Below are 21,910 nucleotides of genomic sequence, written 5' to 3'. Positions count from 1 at the left end.
GTCAGGTCAGGAGCACCGGAATCGCCTTGCCGGGGTTGAGGATCCCGTGCGGGTCGAGCGCGTTCTTGACCGCGTGCTCCATCGCGATGACCTCCGGCGCCTGCTCCCGCGCCAGCCCGGGGCGCTTGAGCAGGCCGACGCCGTGCTCGCCGGTCACCGTCCCGCCCAAGGCGATCGCGTCCGCGATGATCTCCTCGAAGGCGGCCTGGGCCCGCGCCGTCGCCGCGTCGTCCCCCGGCTGGGTGATGATCAGCGGGTGCAGGTTGCCGTCGCCGGCGTGGGCGATGTTGGCGATGTGCACGTCGTGCCGAGCGCCGGCGGACTGGATGCGGGTGAGCATCTCCGGCACCAGTTGCGTGGGCACGCAGACGTCCTCGGTGAGCACCGGCCCGAGGCGCTCCAGCGCGGGGTAGGCCAACCGGCGGGCCGCGAACAGCGCGTCGGCCTCGTCCTGGTCGGTGCTGTAGGCGGCGAACGTCGCGCCGGCCTCCTCGAAGCAGCGGGTCATCTCGGCGGCCTCGGCCTCTCCCGCGGCACCCGGGGTGTCGGTCCGCCCGAGCAGCACGACGTCGGCGTCGACGGCGAGGTCCATGTGCTTCCACGCGTCGACCGCCTCCAGGCAGTGACGGTCGACCAGCTCGAGCGCCGACGGGATGACACCGGAGCCGACCACCGCGGCGACGGCCCGGCCGGCGTCCACCACCGAGTCGAAGTAGCCGGCGACCGTCCGCTCCGGTGCCCGTCCAGGACGCAGCCGCACGGTCACCTCGGTGACGATCCCGAGCGTGCCCTCGGAGCCGACGATGAGCCCGCGCAGGTCGTAGCCGGCCACGCCCTTGCGGGTGCGCCGCCCGACCCGCACGACCTCGCCGGTGCCGGTGACGACCTCGAGGGCGAGGACGTAGTCGCCGGTCACGCCGTACTTCACGCAGCACAGGCCGCCGGCGTTGGTGGCGACGTTGCCGCCGATCGTCGACCACGGCGCGCTGGCCGGGTCCGGTGGGTACCACAGGCCGTGCTGTGCCACGGCCGCGCGCAGGTCGTCGTTGACCACGCCCGGCTGCACCACGGCCAGGCTCTCGGCCGCGTTGACCTCCAGGACCTCGGCCATCGCCGCCAGGCTCAGCAGCACGCACCCGTCGATCGGGTTCGCCCCGCCGGACAGCCCGGTTCCGGCGCCGCGCGGCACGATCGGCACCTGGCGCTCGATGCACCAGCGCACGACCTGCTGGACCTCGGCCGTGCTGCGCGGGCGCGCCACGGCCACGGGGGTGCCGGCCGGCGCCCACTCCGCCTCGTCGTGCAGGTACGGGCCGAGCAGGCCGGGGTCGGTGAGCACCCGTCCCGTCGGCAGCAGTGCCTGCAGGTCGTCACTCACTCCGGCCATCCCTTCGGTCTCGCGGTCGCCGTCCCGTCCTCGTGAACCTATCCCGGCCATCCCTTCGGTCTCGCGGTCGCCGTCCCGTCCTCGTGAACCTATCCCGGCGACCCCGGCGGCCCCGGTCCGCGGGTCTCGGCTTCCGGACTCTTCCGCGGACTTCCTTGCGCCCGAGCCGCGAAGCGGCGTTGAGTAGTGCTGTCTCCATCCGGTGGGCATGCCCTGCGGTCCCGCCACGACAGGTCGGTCGTCGCCTGCCCCGAGGGCCGGCGACGGAGGTGAGGAGGTGCCCCGTGGTGGCTGCGCTGCGCACCGTAGGAGCCCTGGACGACGCCCGTGGGCTCGGGGTGCACGACCACGCATGCTGGGGCTTCGACGACATCGGCGAGTTCACCTCGCGCGCCGTGGAGTTCCTCCTGGACGGCCTCGACCTCGGCCAGCAGGTGTGGTTCTTCGGCGAGGGCGACCCCGAGGTGCTGGCGCACCTCGCCGAGCGCGGAGGCGGGGACGGCGCGGTCCACATCGAGCCGCTCAGCACCGCTTGGCCCGTCGGTGAGGTGGTCGACCCCCTGGAGCAGGCACAGGCCCGGGGCCGGGCGCTGCAGGACGCCCTGGACGCGGGCTTCGCCGGGTTGCGGCTGGCGGCCGACGCCACCCCGATGGTGGAGACCCCGGCCCAGCTGGACGCCTGGGTCCGGTTCGAGTCGATCGCGGAGTGGTTCATGGCCGAGCCCCACCCCTTCGCCGCGCTGTGTGGCTACCACCGACGCCGGCTCGGCGAGGACGCGGTTGCGCAGCTGGCCTGCATGCACCCCAACGCGCGGGACGGCACGGCACCCTTCCGGCTGCACGGCATCCCCGACCCGACCGCCGCAGCTGCGCTCTCCGGCGAGCTGGACCTCCGCAGCCGCGACTGGTTCCCGCGAGCACTCGACCGCGCCGGGTGGACGCCCATGCCGGGACGCACCGTGGTGGACGCCAGCCACCTCGGCTTCGCCGACCACGCCAGCCTCACGCAGCTGGCGGAGTGGGCACGCAGCAACGACACCGTCGTCGTCCTGCGCGACGCGAGGCCCACCCTCGCCCGGGTGGTCGAGCTGCTCCGCCTGCCCGGCGTGGTCACGGAGCCGGTGTCATGAACGCGCCGGGGACGCCCGAACCGTCCGAGGTGCCCGGGCGGCCGGGGCTGGTGCACCGAGCCGGCTTCTACGCCTCCGATGACGAGTACCGCCGGTTGGTGGGCGGATTCATCAGCGCAGGGCTCTCCAAGGGAGAACCCACGTTGGTCGTCCTGCCGCCGGACCGGCTGGAGCTGGTGCAGCAGGACCTCGGACCGCTCGACGGGTGGGTGGAGCTGGCCGACATGCGGGTGCTGGGCCGCAACCCGGGCCGGGTCCTGCCGAACCTGCGGCGCTTCTCCGACGCCCACCCCGGGCGACCCGTGCGCGCGGTGGGTGAGCCGGCGTTCGTCGGGCGCACCGCCACCGAGTACCTCGCGACGAGCGAGCACGAGGCGCTCGTCAACGTCGGCCTCGCCGGCCGCCCAGTCACGGCGCTGTGCCCCTTCAACGTCAGGTCCCTGCCGCCCCAGGTGGTCGAGGACGCCCGGGCCACCCATCCGGTGGTCTGGGAGGGCGGCCGGGAGCACACGAACCACGGCTACCAGCCGGAGTCGGTCCTGAACCGCTGCCGTCGACCGCTGCCCGCCCCCGCGGACGCGGTGGACTGTGTCGTGGAGTCCCCGAGCCAGCTGTCTGCCACGCGCCGCCTGACCAGTCGGGCGGCGTTGCGCCTGGGCCTGCCGATGAGCCGGCTCGGGGACCTGGAGTTCGTCGTCACCGAGCTCGCCTCCAACAGCCTCGTCCACACCGAGGGCGCGGCCCGGGTGCAGGTCTGGCGCGAGGCCGACGCGGTCGTGTGCGCCGTCAGTGACGCGGGGTGCGTGAGTGACCCGATGGCCGGTCGGCGGCTGCCCGAGCCGGGGCAGCAGCGCGGCCGCGGCCTGCGGATCGTGCACGAGCTCGCGGACCTGGTCCGCCTGTGCCCCAGGCCGGAGGGCACGACGGTGCAGGTGCACCTGTCACTGTGACGGGTGACGCAGGGCGATCGGCAGCACGACGACGGAGACGGCTCCGGCGACGAGCAACCCCACGGTGAACGAGCTCTGCACCGCCAGCGCGCCGACCGCGACCGAGCCGAGCCCGGTCCCGGCGTCGAAGCCGATGTTCCACGTGGCGCTGGCGAGGTTGTGGTGCCGCGGGTGGACGGCGTTGAACGAGATGACCAGCGTCAGGTTCTGCAGCGAGCCGTAGGCCACCCCCACGACGACCATCCCGACGAAGAACAGTGCCAGCCGGGTGTGCTCGTGGTCGGTGACCGCCAACGCGGTGACCGCCATGCCGACGGCCGTCACGAGGACCAGCGGCCACAGGAACCGTTCGGCCCCGTGCCGGTCCGCGACGATGCCGGCCCGCCACCGAGTCACCGCGGTGACCAGCCCCATGACGAACAGCCCCAGCGTCGTCACCAGCGCGCTGCCGACCATCTGCGGGGTGAACGTGACGACGGCTCCCCCGGCGAGCGTCACCGACAGCAGCAGCAGCATCGGTCGCAACAACGGCCGGTATGCCGGGAAGCCGGCCCGGGTGCCCGGCGTCGCCGCACCCTCGTCCGGCCCGGGATGGAGCACGTCGGGAGGTTCGCCGTGGATGGCGCGGGCCAGCCTCCAGACCGGCGGGACACCGAACAGCGGCAGGCCGCTGATCGCGAACACGACCCAGAATCCTGCGTGTTCGGCGATCCACGGACCGAGCGGCAGCAGCACCAGCTGGGGCAGGGCGATCGCGAGCCCGTAGGCCCCGATCCCCTCGCCCCGGCGGTCCGCCTCGACGAGCTGGGCGATCGCGGCGCTGCCGGTCACGGTGAGCACCCCGAAGCCCACGCCGCGCACCGCGGACAGGGCGAGGACCGGCGCCAAGGCGTCGCTCACGGCATACAGGACGGACGGGACGCCGAGGAGCACCATGCCGGCGCTGAGCACCGGACCCCACCCGAAGCGGCGCAGGGCCGGCGGCACGAACAGCTGAGTGAGCACCGTGAACAGCAGCAGGACACCGTTGACCAGACCGGCGCCCGCGGAGTCGGCGCCGCCGTGGACGGCCCAGAGCGGGGCGACGGGCAGCAGGACCGCGTAGCCGGCGAAGCCGACGAAGGTCATCGCTGTCAGGGCGGGCATGCCGGCGACACGCAGGATCGGCGTGCGCTGCGGGACGGAGCCGCGACGGCGGGAGAGGCGGACCACGACAGGACGCTACCCGTCGGCACGACCCGGCCCGCGCTCGCCGGCGGGCGGTGCGATGAGGCGGGGGTCCCCTACTCAGTCATCGTCGTGCCGGGTATCCCGAATTGCCGGACGGCCCCGTCTCCACAGGAGGGCCGACACCGAGACTCGCACGGTCGGCGGCTTGGCGGCCGGAGGACCAACCCTCCGGGTCGCTGCCGGCGCTCATCCGGTGGTGCACGTGGTCGGGGAACAGCTCAGCCACCGCGTCGTCGACGGCCTGGTCACGAGCCGCGAGAATCGGAACAAGCTCACGCCCACTGGTCTCCGTGTCATGGGTGGCCTTCTCGGTCTCGTCGCGGGTGACCTCCCGCAGACGCTCACCGATCCGACCGGCGTAGGCGGCCAGGAACGACCTGCGGAACCCTCGCGTACGCGAGCGACCGGACGCGTCCCGCCGCGTGCCTTCGTGCGTCATCGCTCGGGTCCCCTGGAGCAGCAGGGAGGTGAAGAGTGTCTCCACAGCATCAACGTCAGTGGCGAACCCCACCACCGTGCTGAAGCCGAGCGCACGGCTCCACACGCAGCGACACCGGTTGGCATCCGCGACAGCAGCGAGCAGCATCGCCTTCGGCTCCTCGTAGGGCTTGTCCACGCCGATCCGCCGCCCCTGCGGCCGCTCGCCGCCGACGGCACCCGCATCGTCCTGTGCGGCGAGCAGCGCGGCATCGATGCTGTACCGCGCCATCAACGACTGCGCGCCGGCGGTGAACGCCTCCGCCTCGGCCTCGAACGTCGTGGACTCCGCCTTGGCCAACAAGGCCCGCACCTTGGCAAGCACCCGCTGGTCGAGGTGCGCGGTCGCCGGCTCGGGCGCGGCGCGGGCTGTGCCCGGGCGCGGCCCGAGCCGTTCAAGCTTGGGCAGGGTCAGCAGCAGGTGCAGCGCGGTCACGGCGGCAGCAGTGACGGCAGCCCAGCCCTCCACATCGGCCCTCGCGTCGACCGGTGTGCGGTCCGGCGGCCACCAGACGTGGGCGCCCAGGTCCTCCAGCTGCCCGTCCCAGCGTGGGTCGATCGTCGAGGCAGCGTAGCCGCGCAACTCGTCGGCAATCGTGTCCAACAGCAGGGACTGCGCCGCCGCCGTCGTGTTCCTGCCCGCCAGTCGGTGCAGGTCGGCCGGCTCCCAGCCCTTCTCCCACGCCGACGTCACGCCGTCCCGCAAGGCAGGAACCACGGTGCTGACCACGGCGCGCCGACCATCCCGGTGCCGACAATGGTTCGCGAGTCGCTCCACCACCACGCCGTGGCCGCGCCCCTCCTCGAGGTCGTCCAGTGCCCTGCCGACCAGATCGTTCACCTGCAGGGCCACCGACATGCCGGACCCGTCATCCGAGCCAGCCGCGGAGGGCGGCTCAGACCGCAACTCGTGCCCGTGCCCGCGCTGGTCGCCCTTGCGGACGGTGCGTCGCGCCTTGGCCTTTGCCCGCCGTCGTTGCTGGTTCTGCTTGCCCATCTGCCACCCGTCTCGGTATGCCGTCAGGCCGGCGAGTCTGCCACGCCGGCGCTCCGCGCTGAGGCCCCCTGTGGACAACGGGAAGGGGCCACAGCTGGCCAGCGCCGGTCAGGGGCGGACGTCCACGATGGTGATCCCCGGGACGGGGGCGGTGGACATCTCGGGGAAGAGGGCGGGCGCGTCCTCGAGGCCGACGTGCCGCGTGACGAGGCGCTGCGGCTGCAGCCGGCCGGAGGCGACGGCGGCGAGCATCAGCGGGTAGGTGTGGGCGGCCATCCCGTGGCTGCCGAGGATCGCCAGCTCGTGGGCCACGACGAGGTCCATCGGCAGCTGCGGGCGGCCCAGGCTGGCCGGGAGCAGCCCGACCTGGACGTGCCGTCCCTGGCGCGCGAGGGAGTGCACCGACGCCGCCGCGGTGGCCAGGCTGCCGAGGGCGTCGAGGGAGAGCGCCGCCCCGCCCGCGGTGGCGTCCTTGACGGCGGCGCCGACGGCTGCCGGCTCGTCCGCGAGCTCGGAGACGTCGAGGCAGACGTCGGCACCGAGGTCGCGGGCGAGGGCCAGGGCTCCGGCGGAGATGTCGGTGGCCACGACGCGGGCGCCGGCCGCCGAAGCGATGAGGACGGCCGACAGGCCCACACCGCCGCAGCCGTGGACGGCGACCCACTCCCCTGGCGCCACGCGGCCCTGCTGCACCACGGCGCGGAAGGAGGTGGCGAACCGGCAGCCGAGGGCCGCGGCCGCGCTGGGGGACAGGTGGTCGGGCAGTCGCACGAGGTTGGCGTCGGCGTGGTGCACGACGACCCGCTCGGCGAAGGCGCCGTCGTGGGTGAAGCCCGGCTGGGTCTGCCGCTCACAGACCTGCTGCTGGCCGCGAGCGCACATCGGGCAGGTCCCGCAGCCGCAGACGAACGGGGCCGTGACCCGATCCCGGCCCGACCATTGGTGCACGTCGGATCCGACGGCCACGACCGTGCCGGCCCACTCGTGGCCGGGCACCTGCGGCAGCGTGATGTCGGGGTCGTGCCCCAGCCAGCCGTGCCAGTCGCTGCGGCACATCCCGGCGGCGGCGACCTCGACGAGGGCCGCGTGCGGGGGCAGCTGCGGCTCGGGAACCTCGACGAGCTCCAGCGGTGCCTCGAAGGCGTGGTACTGCACGGCTCTCACTGCGCGAAGTCCTCCAGTCGGTCGATCAGCCCGGCTCGGAAGGCGCCGGTCAGCAGGGATGCGTCCCCGAGCAGGGCCCGGTCGGACCCCTGGGGGACACCGTAGGCGCGGCGGAGCGACTCGGCCCGCGTCGTCGGCGCCCCCGTGCCGAACCACCGGTGCAGGTCCTGCGCGGCCACCACCGCGGGTGGGACGCCGACGAGGCCGTTGGCGCGGCCGACGGTCCAGATCACCGCGTCCGCCCCGATGTCGGCCCGCGCCCGGCGCCGGAACACCTGCGGGTCTCCCGCGGCGGCCCGCGCGAGGAAACGCCGGCAGGCGGTGCGCAGCTCGGCGCCGACCGGCCCCAGGCGGTCGGCCTCCGGGCTCTCGGCGAACCAGCGGTCGATCCAGCCGCCGACCTCCCCGACGGCCTCCCGGATGTCGGCCGGCACCTCGTCGAGCGCCAGCGGCTCGTCCGGCAGCGGGTCGTCGTCGAGGTTCGCGAGCACGTCCTCACCGCCGACCACGTCGGCGGCGTGCCGTCGCAGCAGCGGGCCGGGGTCGCCGTCGAACAGCGCCAACAGGTCCTCGGCCAGCTCGGGCGATGCCGCCCCGCCCTCGCACAGGTCGAAGAACTCATCGGTGTAGAGGTCGACCGCGTGCATCGCGTCCTCGTGCACGGGCCGGCTGGCCCCGGTCACGCGGTGGCTGTAGCGCACCAGCGGGCCCAGCACCCCGGGCACGGCCTCGAGGACGACGTCCGGCACCGCGGCCGCGAACGGCAGCTGCTCGGTGAGGGCCGCCTCGACGGTGCGCGCCGACCACCGCAGCGGGTGCCCGAACTGCTCCGCCGCGTGCCGCAGGAGCAGCTGCGCGGCCTCCTCCTGCGCTGCGCCGCCGGCCAGCACGTCGGCCTCCGGGGACGCCAGGAACTCCCGGAGGGCGTCGGCAGGTGCGAGGGGCCGGTATGCCGGCGGGCCGGCATACCGCGTTCCTCGCGTGGGCAGGGAGCGCACGAGCATCTCGACGAACGGGCGCGCTCCGGGCCAGGTCTCCTGCGAGTCACCATCGACGTAGCGGACCCCGGCGAGGGCGTGCTCGACCGTGGCGCGCGCGTCCGCGGGGTCCATCGGCCCCAGCTCGGTCTCGTCCCGGCCCTCGGCCTCCATCAGCTCGTGGTAGCGATCGAGGATCGTGTCGATCGGCTCGCTGACGGCGAAGGCGTCCTTGACCCGGGTGCCGGCCGCGTGGTCGATGTAGACGAGCACGGTGGCGACGGAGCCGTCCGGCCAGACCAGGTCGAAGAAGACGTTCTCACCGTCGCCCAGCTCGTCGTGCAGGAAGGCCACCGAGCGGGTGCGGACCTCGGCGAGGTGGCGGACCATCGCGGGCACCGGCTGGCGTCGGCGCGGCAGCTCGCGCCGGATACGGGCTGCCTGGAGGTCGTCGCCCGTCAGCGCGGCGAGGACGTGCAGGGCGGCGGTGGTCTCCGCGATGTCGGTGTCGAGGAAGCTCTCGGTGAGCTCGACCAGCGTCACACCCTGGCCGGCCGGTGGCCGCTCGCTGCCGGGACGGGGAGCGAGGTCCTCGGGGCCGGCTTCGATCGCCGTCACGAGCATCGAGACCGACAGGATGAAGCCGAGCGGGTCCTCGCGCAGCGCGGTCCGCAGGGACTGGATGAGGGGCTGGTCCCGCGGGTCGTCACTCGGCGGGCCGGCGTGGTCGCGGGACGGAGGGCGCCGCGTCGCCGACCGGTTCAGCGGACGGTGGGACGCGTGACGCCCTGGCTTGCCACGGTGCTTCCTGGCCATGGGCCCACCCAATCACGCCGCCGGCCGCCCGTGATGCCGCTGGGCGGTCGGTGGGCGTCGGTCACCGCGCCCGGGCGTCCTCGGGGGCTCGGGTGTCCTCCGGGACCGGGGCGCCCTCCGGCGACTGGCCACCCTGGGGCGCGCGGTCGCCTCGGGGCACGCGGTCGTCATACACGTACTTGCCGCCGCGCAGCGCCGACGCGAGCGCGGCGATCACGCAGGCCGCGATGGCGAAGCCGAAGGCGACGCCCAGCCCGTGGGAGAACGGGCCCGAGATCAGCGACGGGAAGAAGCTGCGGCCGGTGAGGTAGTGCACGTGGGCCGCGGGGAGCTGGGCGAGCACGTGCGGGCCGAGGAGCGTCTGGACCGGGTTGTAGCCCAGCAACGACGCGAACAGCACGCCGACCGGGGGCAGCGCGGCCACCCGCGCGGCGGCGGCGTGCGGCACCCCCTGCGCGGTGAGCCCGCTCATCAGGGTGCCCGGCAGCGAGGAGGCCAGTCCGGTGACCATCAGCGAGAAGAAGATGCCGATCGAGAGCACCATGGCCGAGTTCTGGAACACGGTGCTCATGCCGGCCCCCACGCCGCGCTGGTGGGACGGGAGGCTGTTCATGATCCCGGCGCGGTTCGGGGCGGCGAACAACCCCATGCCCAGCCCGTTGACCAACAGGGCGAGCGCGAAGGACCAATAGGCGAAGTTGACCGGCAGGGCCAGCAGCCAGACGAAGCTGCCGGCGGCGACCAGCATCCCGCCGGTGGCGAAGGTACGCGCACCGAAGCGGTCCGACAGCCACCCGGACACCGGACCGGCCACGAGGAAGCCGACCGTCATCGGCAGCATGTAGATGCCGGCCCACAGCGGTGTGGACTCGAAGCTGTACCCGTGCCGGGGCAACCAGATGCCCTGCAGCCAGATGATGAGGATGAACATCAGGCCGCCGCGGCCGAGGGCTCCGAGCAGGCTGGCGACGTTGCCGAAGGTGAAGGCCCGGATCCGGAACAGGTCGAGCCGGAACATCGGCTCGGCGACCCTGGTCTCGATGAGGCAGAACACCGCCAGGACCGCGCAGCCGCCCACGAGGGCGATCAGCACCCACGGGTTCGTCCAGCCCATGGTGTGCGACCCGTAGGGCTGGATGCCGTAGGTGATCCCGACGAGGACGGCGATGAGCCCGACCGCGAAGGTGAGGTTGCCCCACCAGTCCATCTCGGCGTGGCGGCGCACGCCGATGTCGTGCAGCTTCAGGTAGGCCCAGACGGTGCCGAACACGCCGACCGGGACCGAGACGAGGAAGACCAGGTGCCACTCGATCGGCGCGAGCAGGCCGCCGACGACGAGGCCGATGAAGGACCCGGCGATGCCCGCCACCTGGTTCAGGCCCAGACCGAGTCCGCGCTGGTCGACGGGGAACGCGTCGGTGATGATCGCGTTGGAGTTGGCCATGAGCATGGCGCCGCCGACGCCCTGCAGCACCCGCATGAGCACCAGCCAGACGCCGGCCGTCGTGCCGTGCATCCAGGTGATCGACAGCATCACCGAGAAGAAGGTGAAGATGGCGAAGCCGGCGTTGTAGATCCGCACCCGGCCGTACATGTCGCCGAGCCGGCCGAGGCCCACCACCAGCACGGCGGTGACCACCATGTAGCCCATGATCAGCCACAGCAGCAGGCTGGTGTTCGACGGCTGCAGCGGGTTGATGTGGATGCCGCGGAAGATGTCCGGCAGGGCGATGAGCAGGATCGACATGTTGATGGTCGCCATCAGCACGCCCAAGGTGGTGTTCGACAGGACCACCCACTTGTAGCGGGGACTCGAGGTGTCCCGGGCCGCACGTTCGCGGCGTCGCTGGGCGCGGTCGGTGACCTGCTCTGTCATCTGGGTCCTTCGCGGTCGACGGAGGGGGTGGGCCCTTGGCGGCGGCGGGCGAATGCTTAGCCAAGGGCAACTAACTAAATCTACCTCGCGCCCTCCGTTCCGCACGACCGGTCGCGGGGTTGCGGAGGCGGCGTTCGGCGATCAGGCGCGCCGGCCGGTGCAGTGCGCTCAGTCGCGGCGACCGGTGAGGGCCAGGCTGACGCCGAGCCCGATCATGACCAGTCCGCCGGCACCGCCGACCATCTCCAGACGCCGGGGCGACCGGGCGAACCACGCCCGCGCGGTGCCGGCGGCATACGCCCACCCGCTGGTGATGAACAGGGTGAGGACGGGGAACAGGGCACCGAGCACCAGCATCTGCACGTCGGCGTGGCCGGCGGACCGGTTGACGAACTCCGGCAGCGCCACCACGAAGAAGGCGATGCTCTTGGGATTGGTCATGCCGACCAGGCAGCCGTCCCAGACCGAGCGCACCGGACCCACGGGCGACACCTGCTGCCCGAGCAGGTCGCGCATCTCCCGGCGGTGCCGGAAGGCCTGCACCCCGAGGAAGACGATGTAGGCGGCGCCGACGTACTTCACCACCGTGAACGCCGTCGCCGACCGTTCCACCAGGACGCCCGCGCCGAAGGCCACGGCCACGACCTGGACGAACGAGCCGAGCGCGTTGCCGGCCACGGTGAGCACCGCGTTGCCGCGGCTCACGGTGAGCGCCCGGCTGATCGTGAACAGCACGCTCGGACCGGGAACGGTCACGAGTACCAGCACGGTGACCGCCCACGCCAGCAGGCGGTCGGGGGACGTCACCTCTCCACCCTAGGAGCCGCTGCGGGAGTGGCGCTGCAGCGGATCGGTGCGCCCTCGACCGCAGTGTCGGCACCCCCTCGTACCCTCGGCGCATGGATCACGCGGAGATCGCCTACCTGCGCACGCACTCGCGCGCGTGGCGGCTGCTGCGGGCCGACACGGCGCCACTGGTGCTCGCAGTCCTTGGCCGGATCTTCGTGGTCGACAACGTGCGCACCATCTCCGAGAGCGACCTCGTCGCGCGCGTCGATGACGAGCTCTACGCGATCAACGCCGCGCTGGGCGGTGATCCCGACGACCCCGTGACGGACCCCAGGAGAGGCGACCCACCGGCATACCCCCGGGCCGCACGTGACTACGTCGAGACGTGGGCGGCGCCGGAACAGGGGTGGCTGCGCAAGTTCTATCCCGCGGGCTCGAGCGAGCCGCACTTCGACGCCACCTCGGAGCTCGAGAAGGCCTGGGCCTGGGTCGCGGCCCTGCCCACCCGCAGCTTCGTCGGCACCGAGTCACGGCTGCACACGCTCTTCGACCTGCTCCGGCAGATGGTGCACGGCGCCGACACGGACCCGGACAGCCGGCTGGTCGAGCTGCACCGGCGCCGGTCGGAGCTGGACGAGGAGATCGCCCGCGCAGAGGCAGGGGAGGTCCGCGCGCTGGACGGCACCGCGCTCCGGGACCGCTACCAGCACTTCGCGAGCACGGCGCGCGAGTTGCTCGCCGACTTCCGTGAGGTCGAGGAGAACTTCCGTGCGCTCGACCGGGGCGCCCGGGAGCAGATCGCGACCTGGAACGGATCCAAGGGTGAGCTGCTGGAGCGGTTGATCGGTGACCGGCACGCCATCGCGGCCTCCGAGCAGGGCCGCAGCTTCCAGGCCTTCCACGACTTCCTGCTGTCCCGGAGCCGGCAGGAAGAACTCTCCGAACTCCTCGAGCGCCTCGTCGCGCTCGAGGAGGTGGCGGCCGACCGCCGGCTCCGCCACGTCCACCACGACTGGCTCGAGGCCGCCGAACGCACCCAGCAGACCGTCCGGCAGCTGTCCGAGCAGCTGCGCCGCTTCCTGGACGACAAGGTCTGGCTCGAGAACCGCCGCGTCATGGACCTGCTGCGCTCGATCGAGCAGTCGGCCCTCGTGGCGCGGCGCCACGACACACCCGCGATCCGGATGGAGCTCGACGGGTTCAGCCCCGAGCTGCGGCTGCCGATGGAGCGCCCGCTCTATGCCCCGGCGCGCACCGGCTCGCTCGAGTCGGGCCCGGTGGCCGACGGTGACGCCGAGATCGACACCAGCAGCCTGTTCGAACAGGTGCAGGTCGACACCGTCCGGTTGGCCGGTCAGGTCCGGACGCTGCTGCGTGGGCGGGACCAGGTCCGCCTGGAGGAGGTGCTCGAGCGACATCCGCCGGCTCATGGGCTCGCCGAGGTGGTCGCCTACCTCGCCCTGTCCGAGGACGACCTCGAGGTCGTCTTCGACGAGACGGCCAGGACCGCGCTGCCCTACACCGACACCGCCGGGGTGGACCGCGTGCTGCACCTTCCGCTGGTCACCCTCTCCCGGCGCCACCCCACCGCCGCAGGAGGCCGTCGATGAGCACCGACCAACCCACCCTGTCCGTCGCCGCGGTCGCCCTGATGAAGGGGGTCGTCTACCGCGACACCCACGAGCAGGTGTGGCACCACGTGGTCCGTCTCCAACCGCAGCTGCGCGACCACATGGCCGTCCTCGGCCTCGACGTCGTCGTCGACGAGGCCGAGGGCTATGCCTACCTTCGCTCGCAGCCGGAGGACCCGGACGACCCCGACCCGATCCCGCGCCTCGTGCCACGGCACCGGCTGTCCTTCCCGGTGAGCCTGCTGCTGGCCCTGCTGCGCAAGGCGCTCGCCGAGTTCGACGCGACGAGCGGGGAGGACCGCCTGGTCCTGACCCGCGACCAGATCATCGAGGACCTGCGCGTGTTCCTCGCCGACTCCACGAACGAGGCACGCATCGTCGACCAGGCCGACCGCACCATCGCCAAGGTCGTCGAGCTGGGCTTCCTACGCCCGGTGGGCGGCGCCGCGCGCACCCGCACCGACACGTGGGAGGTGCGCCGCATCCTCAAGGCGTTCATCGACGCCCAGTGGCTCAGTGACTTCGACGCCCGGTTGGCGGAGTATGCCGCAGAGCTGGGCTCCGTGACCGAGGCGCCTCCCGGTGGCGCGAGCCCGATGCAGGAGGAGGTGACCGCCTGATGGACGGGCTGTTCTCCGCGCTCGAGGTCGACCCCGGAGCCGGGGCCGCCAAGCCGGGCTACCGCCTCGACCGGCTGGAGGTGCTCAACTGGGGCACCTTCGACGGCCGTGTCTGGCGGCTCGAGCTCTCCGGCGACAACACCCTGCTCACCGGCGACATCGGCTCCGGCAAGTCCACCCTCGTCGACGCCGTGACCACCCTGCTGCTGCCCGCCAACCGGATCAACTACAACAAGGCGGCTGGTGCCGAGACCCGCGAGCGCTCGCTGCGTTCCTACGTCCTGGGCCACTACAAGTCCGAGCGGGTGGAGTCCACGGGCGCCTCCCGCCCGGTCGGGCTTCGTGACCACCGCAGCTACTCGGTCGTCCTCGGCGTCTTCACCAACGAGGGCCACGGCGCCGCGGTCACGCTGGCGCAGGTCTTCTGGATGCGCGACACCAGTCAGGGGCAGCCGCACCGGTTCTTCGTCACCTGCGACCGCGCCATGTCCATCGCCGGTGACTTCACCGACTTCGGCTCGGAGATGCCGGCGCTGAAGCGCCGGCTCCGGACGGACGGCGCCCAGGTGTCCGACCACTTCCCCGACTACGGCACCCGGGCCCGCCGCCTGCTCGGCATCAGCTCCGAGCAGGCCCTCGAGCTGCTGCACCAGACGATCTCGATGAAGTCGGTCGGCAACCTGACCGAGTTCGTGCGCCAGCACATGCTCGAGGGCGCCGACGCGGCGCAGCGGATCGACACGCTGATCGCCCACTTCGAGGACCTCACCCGCGCCCACGAGGCTGTGCGGCGTGCCCGCGACCAGCTCGCCCAGCTGGAACCGCTGATCGCGCACTGCGACAGCCATGACGCGCTCGCCGGCGACATCGAGCAGGCCCGGCTGCTGCGGGAGGCACTGCGTCCGTGGCTGGCGGCGCACCGGGCGTCATTGCTCGATTCCGACATCGTCGCTGCCGACGGGCAACTGCAGTCGCTCGACGTCGAGCTGGACCAGCTGGCCCACCAAGCGGTCCAGCTCGAGGACGAGCACCGCCGGCTCACCGCCGCTCGAGACAGTGCCGGCGGCGCCCGCATCGCCGAGCTGGAACGGCTCATCCGCGACGAGGGCGAGCGTCGAGCGGCACGGCAGGGCCGGGCCGAGACCCATGCCTCACTGCTCGCTGAGGCCGGCCTCCCGGCCGCGACCGACGCCGACAGCTTCGCCCGGGACCGCCGGCTGGCGGACGAACGCCTGGGCGAGCTCGAGCGCCGGCTGGAGGAGGTGGAGAACCAGCACAACGAGCTTGTCGTCGAGCGCAGCCGAGCACGCGACAACAGCGACCGCATCAACACCGAGCTCCGCTCGTTGCACGGGCGGCAGAGCAACATCGACGCCCGCAGCCTGCGCATCCGGGAAGCCCTGTGCGCCGCGCTCGGCGTCGCGGAGTCCGAGCTGCCGTTCGCGGGCGAACTCATCCAGGTGCGGCCCGAGCACGCCCGGTGGCAGGGTGCCGCCGAGCGAGTGCTGCACGGCTTCGCGCTGTCCGTGCTCGTCCCGGCGGAGCACTACGACGCCGCCTCGGCCTGGATCGACGAGCACCACCTGGGCGGCCGACTCGTCTACTACCGGGTGAGCCCGCGAATCACGCGCGACGACACGAGGCTGCCGGAGCAGCAGGTCCTCGCCGACCTGCTGGACGTCAAGCCGGGCCCGTTCGCCGACTGGCTCGAGCGGGAGCTCGGTCGCCGCGCCGGGCACGTCTGCGCCACGAACCTCGAGCAGTTCCGCCAGCACCGCCGCGCCGTCACGCTCGCCGGGCAGGTCAAGTCCGGCGACGGCCGGCACGAGAAGGACGACCGGTTCCGGATCGACGACCGCACCCGGTGGGTGCTCGGGTGGAGCAACGAGGACAAGGTCGACGCGCTGCTCGCCGAGGGCGCACGTGCCCAGGACCTGCTGACCTCCCTCGAGAAGGAGATCACCGCCCGGACCGATGAGACCGGCCGACTGCGCCAGCTGCACAGCGTGCTCGACAAGCTGTCCGTCTTCTCCGCGTGGTCCGAGCTCGACTGGCGCGCGTGCGCGGCCGCGATCGCTCGATGGGAGCGGGAGAAGGTCGAGCTGGAGCGTGGCAACGCGCAGCTGGCGCAGATCGCCACCCGGCTGGACGAGGTCGAGCGTGAGCTGGCTGTCGCACAGCAACGGGACCGACAGCTGACCGAGCGGCGCGGTGGTGCCGTGGCACGGCGCGAGGCGCTCGAAGCGCAGCTCGCGTCCGCGCGCCAGGTGACCGAGGCCCTCGGCGCGGACGACCACGCGCGGCTGCAACCGGCATACCAGCTGCTGGACGACGAGGTCCCGGTGCCGGCGGCCGCCGCGGACTGCGACCACGTCGAGCGTGCGCAGCACGAGACCTTCACCCAACGGATCGAGCAGGCCGGGGACCGGCAACGGCTGGCCGGCCAGCGAGCGGTCTCGGCGATGCAGGAGTTCCGCCGCGACTGGCCCGCCGAGAGCAGCGAGATGGATGCCGACGTGGCGGCTGCCGGGGAGTACCGCCTCCTCCGGGAGCGCCTCGCCTCCGACGACCTGCCGCGGTTCGAAGCCGAGTTCGCCCAGCTGCTGCACACGGGCGTCATCAACGACATCGCCGGGTTCCACGCGTGGCTGGACAAGTCCGCCACCCTGATCCGGGAACGCATCGACACCATCAACGAGTCGCTGCGGGCGATCGAGTACAACCCCGGGCGGCACATCACGCTGCTCGCCCAGCAGACCACGAACCAGGAGATCCGCGACTTCCGCGACCAGCTGCGCGCCTGTACCGACGACGCCCTCGTCGACGACGACCAGTACTCCGAGGAGCGGTTCCTGCGCGTGAAGCGGATCATCGAGCGGTTCCGGGGACGACAGGGGCTGACCGACGCAGACCGGCGGTGGACCCAGACCGTCACCGACGTGCGCAACTGGTACGTCTTCGCCGCGTCGGAGCGCTGGCGCGACTCCGGGCAGGAGTGGGAGCACTACACCGACTCCGACGGGAAGTCCGGCGGCCAGAAGGAGAAGCTCGCCTACACCATCCTCGCTGCCTCGCTCGCCTACCAGTTCCGGCTGGAATGGGGCGTGGCAACCTCACGCGACTTCCGCTTCGTGGTGATTGACGAGGCGTTCGGGCGCGGGTCGGACGCCTCGACCCGCTATGCGCTCGACCTGTTCCGCCGGCTGGGTCTGCAGCTGCTCATCGTCACCCCGCTGCAGAAGGTCCACGTCATCGAGCCCTACGTCTCGGCGGTGGGCTTCGTCGAGAACCGCAGCGGTGAGCAGTCGCGGCTGCAGACGTTGACCATCGAGGACTACCACGCGCTGCGCGAACGCCACCTCGGGCAACTCGCGGAGCGGGTCGCGGCGAGCACCACGTGAGCTGGACCGGCCCGGACGAGATCGCGGCGCGGACACGGCGCCGGTGGAACGACGGCAGCCTGCTCGCCGCCTACGCGCACGGCCACCCGTTCCCGGTGCTCGAGGTGCCCCTGCGGGGCCCCACCGCCCGTGAGCTCGCCGCCGACCTGGCCTGCGCCCAGTCCTGGGCGCAGGAGGTGACCCGGGGCAGTCGCCGGGGGACGGCATACACCGTGGAGAGCCGGCAGGTCGGCGGCCGGGTGGTGGGGCGCAACACCCTGCCGGCGCGTGCGCGGGTCGAGAGCTATGCACAGGCGTGGCGCCTGCTGGGCGTGGAGCGGCAGGTCGCCACGTTCGGACGGCTGCAGGAGCTGACCAGGGAACGGGTCCCGCCGCTGGCCGCGTGGATCGAGGCGCACCCGCTGCGGTTGCTCGAGCACGCCAGGGACTGGGAGCGGCTGCTGGACACGGCCGTCTGGCTGGTCGAGAACTCGGGGCGCGGCCGTTACCTGCGGGAGGTGGAGGTGCCCGGGGTCGACACCAAGTTCGTCGCGGCGCACCGGAGCCTGCTCGCCGACCTGCTCGAGGTGCTGCTCCCCGCCTCCGCCGTCGACGGACGGCACTCTCGCGGTGCCGGGTTCGCGGAGCGCTACGGGTTCGCCGAGCCGCAACAGCTGGTCCGGATGCGCGTCGCCGCCGGCTTCGCGGGGCTGCCCCGGGAATTGTCCGAGGTGGCGTTGCTTCCCGAGGAGCTCGCGCAGCTGCAGGTCACGGTGCCCCGGGCCGTGGTCGTCGAGAACCTCGTGACCTATCTCGCCGTGCCGGTGCCGGCCGAGGGCGTCGTCATCTGGGGCGGCGGCTATGCCGTCGCCCGGCTCGGGCGGGTCCGTTGGCTGCGTGCCACGGACGTCGTCTACGCCGGCGACCTCGACACGCACGGCTTCGCCATCCTCAGCCTGCTGCGCGGTCTGTTCCCGCAGACCCGTTCGGTGCTGATGGACCGGGCCACCCTGCTGGCCCACCGTGACCGCTGGGGGCAGGAGTCGGCGCCGAGCCGGGCCCGGCTGGAGCACCTGACCGCACCCGAGCAGGCGCTCTACCAGGACCTGGTCGAGGACGTCTTCGCGCCCGCGCTCCGGCTCGAGCAGGAGCGGCTCGCCTGGTCGTGGGTGGAGTCGGCCTTCGCCGCGCTGTCGGAGTGAGGCTCAGAGCCAGCCGCGGCGACGGAACGCCAGGTACAGCCCGGTGCTGACGAGGGCCATCAGGAAGATGGCGAACGGATAGCCGTAGCGCCAGCTGAGCTCGGGCATCACGTCGAAGTTCATCCCGTAGACCGTTCCGATCAGCGAGGGGGCGAAGATGATGGCCGCCCACGCGGAGATGCGCTTGACCTCCTCGTTCTGCTCGATGCTCGCCTCGGTGAGGCTCTTCATCTCCTCGTTCTGCTGCTGGGCGACGAGGGTGGCGTTCACGGTGAGGATGTCGCGGAGCAGCTGCCGGAACCCGTCGACCTGCTCGATGACGAGGGTGAGGTGGTCGTCGACGTCGCGCAGGTAGCGCTGCAGCTCCTCGTCGGTGCCGTACTTCTCGAAGCCGGCCGCGAGCGCGCCGAGCACGGCCGCGAGCGGCTTGCTCGCGCGCTGGAACTCGATGACCTCGCGGGTCAGCTCGTAGATGCGCCGTGACACGTTCGGCTCGCCGAGGAACACCTCGGTCTCGATCTCGTCGATGTCGTTGCCCAGACCGGCGACGACGGGGGCGTAGCCGTCGACGACCCGGTCGAGGATCGCGTAGAGGATGGCCTCCGGGCCCAGCCGGAGCAGCTCGGGGTTGCTCTCCAGCCGGCGCCGCACCCCGGACAGGTCGGGCGCCTCGCTGTGCCGGACGGTCACCACGAAGTCCGGCCCGACGAACAGGTGCAGCTCGCCGAACTCGAGGGTCTCGCTGTCGTCGAGGTAGCGGGCGGCCTTGAGCACGACGAACAAGGTTTCGTCGTAGCGCTCGATCTTCGGGCGCTGGTGGGCGAGGATGGCGTCTTCGACCGCCAGCTCGTGGAGGTCGAACTCCGCCGCCAGAGAGGCAATCTCGTGGTGGTCAGGGCGATAGAGCCCGATCCAGGCCACGGCGCCGTCGTGCTGGTGGAGGGTGGCGTAGGTCTCGCGCAGCGTTTCCGGGGTGTCGATGCGGTCACCGTCGACGTAGATCGCGCTGTCGACCAGGCTGGTGCCCACGGCCCCGTCCACCCGGTCGTCGGTATGCCGGTCCGCACGTCCCGGAGCGAGGTCCGGTCCCGGCCGCGGCGGGCGGAGCACGCGACTAGTGAGCGAGCGGATGGGCGCGAAGGTGCGGTCAGACATGACGGATCCTCACTGCGAGCAAGGGGCACGCTCGGGAGGGGGCCGCACCGGACGACGGCAGCGGCAGCCCACCCCCGGCATTCAGGGTCAGGAGTGCTCGGTCAGAGCGCTGGGTTGTCGACTGGGAGGCTCGCCATCCATGGCAACCACCTCCCAGCTCGCGCGACTCCGTCAGCGACAGCATAGGTCACCTCAGGCGTCGGCGGGATCCACTCGTCGGCAGGTGGATTGGCAGTCGGATCGCGGCTCGGCAACGTTGGGGTCCGGCCAGCTCTGGTGGAGTTGCCGATCCGGGGTGGAGCGTCGCAAACTCAAAAGTGGGCCACGGAGGCCCGGCCTTGAAACGCAAGACGCAACGACCCCCCGGCCCGGAGGGTCGATATGACAACAAACGAACACACGGCCCCGGCCGGATCGTTCGAGGCCTCCGATCGCCACCTCCGACGAGCGCTCCCGTTCGAGCACATCCTGTTCCTGTGCATCGGCTCGATCATCGGTTCTGGTTGGCTGTTCGCCTCGTTCCGTTCCCTGGTCACGGCTGGCCCGTCGGCGATCATCACCTGGATCGTCGCGGGCTTCTTCTTCATCCTGATCGGTCTGTCCTTCTCCGAGATGTCGGCGGCCCTGCCTCGCAGCGGCGGGCTGGCGCGCTACCCCGAGCTGACGCACGGGACCTACGCAGGCTGGATCCTCGGCTGGACCTACTGGGTCGCCGCCGTCGCCGTCCCGGCCATCGAGGCCGAGGCGGTGGTCACCTACATGGGCGGCAAGTTCCCGGGCACCGGCTTCACCTACGTCAGCACCGTCCGCGGACAGCACCTCGTGCTGCTCGGCCCGAAGGGCATCGGGTTCGGCGTCGGGCTGATGCTGATCTTCCTCTTCCTCAACGTCTTCGGGGTCCGCCTGCTGGCTGAGTGGAACCGCTGGTTCACGTGGTGGAAGATCGTCATCCCGGTGACCACGTTCTGCATGCTCTTCCTCGTGTTCAAGGGCCAGAACTTCAGCAACTACGGCGGGTTCTTCCCGCTCGGGACCGGCGGGATGTTCCAGACCCTGTCGATCAGCGGTATCGCGTTCGCCTACCTGGGGTTCCGGCAGGCAATCGAGTACGGCGGTGAGGGCAGGAACCCCGCTCGGGACATCCCGCGGGCGACGATCTGGTCGGTCGTCATCACCACCGTGATCTACGTCCTGCTGCAGGTCGGCATGATCGGCGCGCTGAACTGGCACAGCATCGGGATCGCGCCGGGCAACTGGGGCGCGCTGTCCGGGTCGTCCTGGGCGGCGACACCGCTCTACTCGGCCATGGTGGCCGCGGCGGTCCCCGCGATGCTCGTCTTCGGCAACTTCCTGCTGGTCGACGCGGGCATCTCCCCGGCGGGCGCCGGATGGATCTACTCGGGCACCACGGCCCGCGCCAGCTACGGACTGAGCGTGCACAGCTACGCGCCCAAGGTGTTCCAGTGGCACAACCGCTTCGGGATCCCGTGGATCTCGGTCATCCTGGCGTTCGTCATCGGCTGCGTCCTCTTCGTCCCGGCACCGAGCTGGGCCGAGATGGTGGGCTTCATCACCTCGGTCACCGTGCTGACCATGATCATCGGCGGCATGGGCACCGCGGTGCTGCGCAAGACCGCACCCAACCTGCCCCGGCCCTACCGGCTGAAGTGGTTCCCGGTGCTGGCCCCGGCCGGCTTCCTGGCGGCGACGGAGATCTTCTACTGGTCCGGGTTCGCCACGCTGGCGAGCGTCGAGGCCTGCATCTGGGTGGGCCTGCCGATCTTCACGTGGTACTACGCCCAGCGGCGCGGCTGGATCAAGCCGCTCTACGGCTGGCTCCTCGGTCTGGTCTTCCTCGGTGGTTTCGTCTACCTCAACCGGATGGGCGGCTGGGTCTTCGTGACCAATCCGCCCTCCCCCGGGTCGTGGTCGTTCGGGCTCTATGACATCGCCCTCTCCGCGGACGTGCTGTTCTTCTGCGCCGCGCTGTGGCTGATGGCCGACCGGGAGCTGCGGCACCACATCCGGAGCGCTGGGTGGCTGGTGTGGCTGATCCTGGCGATGTTCCCGCTGTCCTACTACGGACAGTTCGGGCCGGGAACCACGCACGCCGTGGTCTTCCCGTGGGG

The 21,910-nt window shown here is 72.0% G+C and carries 15 protein-coding genes; 7 read left to right on the top strand and 8 right to left on the bottom strand.

Annotated features, from left to right (window positions below):
* Window position 1: 1 nt before the first annotated feature.
* Entirely contained in the window at window positions 2-1,378 is a 1,377-nt protein-coding gene (locus VFL99_RS09300) for an FAD-binding oxidoreductase (RefSeq protein WP_414713736.1), read from the bottom strand.
* Window positions 1,379-1,674: 296 nt separating this feature from the next.
* On the opposite strand from VFL99_RS09300, the gene VFL99_RS09295 reads away from it, so the two are divergent.
* Window positions 1,675-2,517 carry an MEDS domain-containing protein gene (locus VFL99_RS09295; RefSeq protein WP_325106066.1) on the top strand — a complete coding sequence of 281 codons (843 nt, stop codon included), beginning with the start codon at window positions 1,675-1,677 and terminating at the stop codon, window positions 2,515-2,517.
* Entirely contained in the window at window positions 2,514-3,467 is a 954-nt protein-coding gene (locus tag VFL99_RS09290; protein WP_325106065.1) for a sensor histidine kinase, read from the top strand. Before VFL99_RS09295 ends, VFL99_RS09290 begins: the two co-directional genes overlap by 4 nt.
* Here the strand turns inward: VFL99_RS09290 and VFL99_RS09285 are convergent.
* The 6 genes from VFL99_RS09285 to VFL99_RS09260 all read right to left on the bottom strand — a co-directional run bounded on the left by VFL99_RS09285 (window position 3,459) and on the right by VFL99_RS09260 (window position 11,811).
* Window positions 3,459-4,679 (bottom strand): MFS transporter, encoded by a 1,221-nt coding sequence (locus VFL99_RS09285; protein ID WP_325106064.1) that lies wholly within the window; start codon window positions 4,677-4,679, stop codon window positions 3,459-3,461. The two genes, VFL99_RS09290 and VFL99_RS09285, sit on opposite strands and share 9 nt — an antisense overlap.
* A gap of 79 nt (window positions 4,680-4,758) precedes the next feature.
* Window positions 4,759-6,171 (bottom strand): DUF2786 domain-containing protein, encoded by a 1,413-nt coding sequence (locus VFL99_RS09280; protein ID WP_325106063.1) that lies wholly within the window; start codon window positions 6,169-6,171, stop codon window positions 4,759-4,761.
* Between the two features lie 108 nt (window positions 6,172-6,279).
* Entirely contained in the window at window positions 6,280-7,335 is a 1,056-nt protein-coding gene (locus VFL99_RS09275) for a zinc-dependent alcohol dehydrogenase family protein (RefSeq protein WP_325106062.1), read from the bottom strand.
* Window positions 7,332-9,128, bottom strand: a complete 1,797-nt coding sequence (locus tag VFL99_RS09270; RefSeq protein ID WP_325106061.1) for a hypothetical protein — start codon at window positions 9,126-9,128, stop codon at window positions 7,332-7,334. Before VFL99_RS09270 ends, VFL99_RS09275 begins: the two co-directional genes overlap by 4 nt.
* A 61-nt stretch (window positions 9,129-9,189) precedes the next feature.
* Window positions 9,190-11,004, bottom strand: coding sequence for an MFS transporter (locus VFL99_RS09265; RefSeq protein WP_325106060.1), 1,815 nt, complete (start codon window positions 11,002-11,004; stop codon window positions 9,190-9,192).
* A 168-nt stretch (window positions 11,005-11,172) separates the two neighbouring features.
* Window positions 11,173-11,811, bottom strand: coding sequence for a LysE family translocator (locus VFL99_RS09260; protein ID WP_325106059.1), 639 nt, complete (start codon window positions 11,809-11,811; stop codon window positions 11,173-11,175).
* Window positions 11,812-11,903: 92 nt separating this feature from the next.
* On the opposite strand from VFL99_RS09260, the gene VFL99_RS09255 reads away from it, so the two are divergent.
* Genes VFL99_RS09255 through VFL99_RS09240 form a run of 4 tightly spaced genes read left to right on the top strand, consistent with a single transcriptional unit; the run spans window position 11,904 to window position 18,626 of the window.
* Window positions 11,904-13,403, top strand: coding sequence for a DUF3375 domain-containing protein (locus tag VFL99_RS09255; RefSeq protein ID WP_325106058.1), 1,500 nt, complete (start codon window positions 11,904-11,906; stop codon window positions 13,401-13,403).
* Window positions 13,400-14,044: a DUF4194 domain-containing protein gene (locus VFL99_RS09250; RefSeq protein ID WP_325106057.1), complete on the top strand. Its 645-nt coding sequence runs from the start codon at window positions 13,400-13,402 to the stop codon at window positions 14,042-14,044. The genes VFL99_RS09255 and VFL99_RS09250 overlap by 4 nt, the downstream gene beginning before the upstream one ends.
* On the top strand, window positions 14,044-17,445 hold the full coding sequence (locus VFL99_RS09245; protein WP_325106056.1) for an ATP-binding protein: 3,402 nt from the start codon (window positions 14,044-14,046) through the stop codon (window positions 17,443-17,445). The genes VFL99_RS09250 and VFL99_RS09245 overlap by 1 nt, the downstream gene beginning before the upstream one ends.
* Window positions 17,442-18,626 (top strand): DUF3322 domain-containing protein, encoded by a 1,185-nt coding sequence (locus VFL99_RS09240; protein WP_325106055.1) that lies wholly within the window; start codon window positions 17,442-17,444, stop codon window positions 18,624-18,626. Before VFL99_RS09245 ends, VFL99_RS09240 begins: the two co-directional genes overlap by 4 nt.
* A gap of 3 nt (window positions 18,627-18,629) precedes the next feature.
* Here VFL99_RS09240 and corA read toward each other — a convergent pair whose 3' ends face one another.
* Window positions 18,630-19,781 (bottom strand): magnesium/cobalt transporter CorA, encoded by a 1,152-nt coding sequence (gene corA, locus VFL99_RS09235; protein WP_325106054.1) that lies wholly within the window; start codon window positions 19,779-19,781, stop codon window positions 18,630-18,632.
* Window positions 19,782-20,162: 381 nt separating this feature from the next.
* On the opposite strand from corA, the gene VFL99_RS09230 reads away from it, so the two are divergent.
* A partial coding sequence (locus VFL99_RS09230; RefSeq protein ID WP_325106053.1) for an APC family permease occupies window positions 20,163-21,910 on the top strand: 1,748 nt, incomplete at its 3' end.

The organism is Segeticoccus sp. (genome assembly GCF_035708005.1).
The sequence above is the reverse complement of the archived record's forward strand: the minus strand, read 5'-3'. Positions and strand labels throughout refer to the sequence as shown.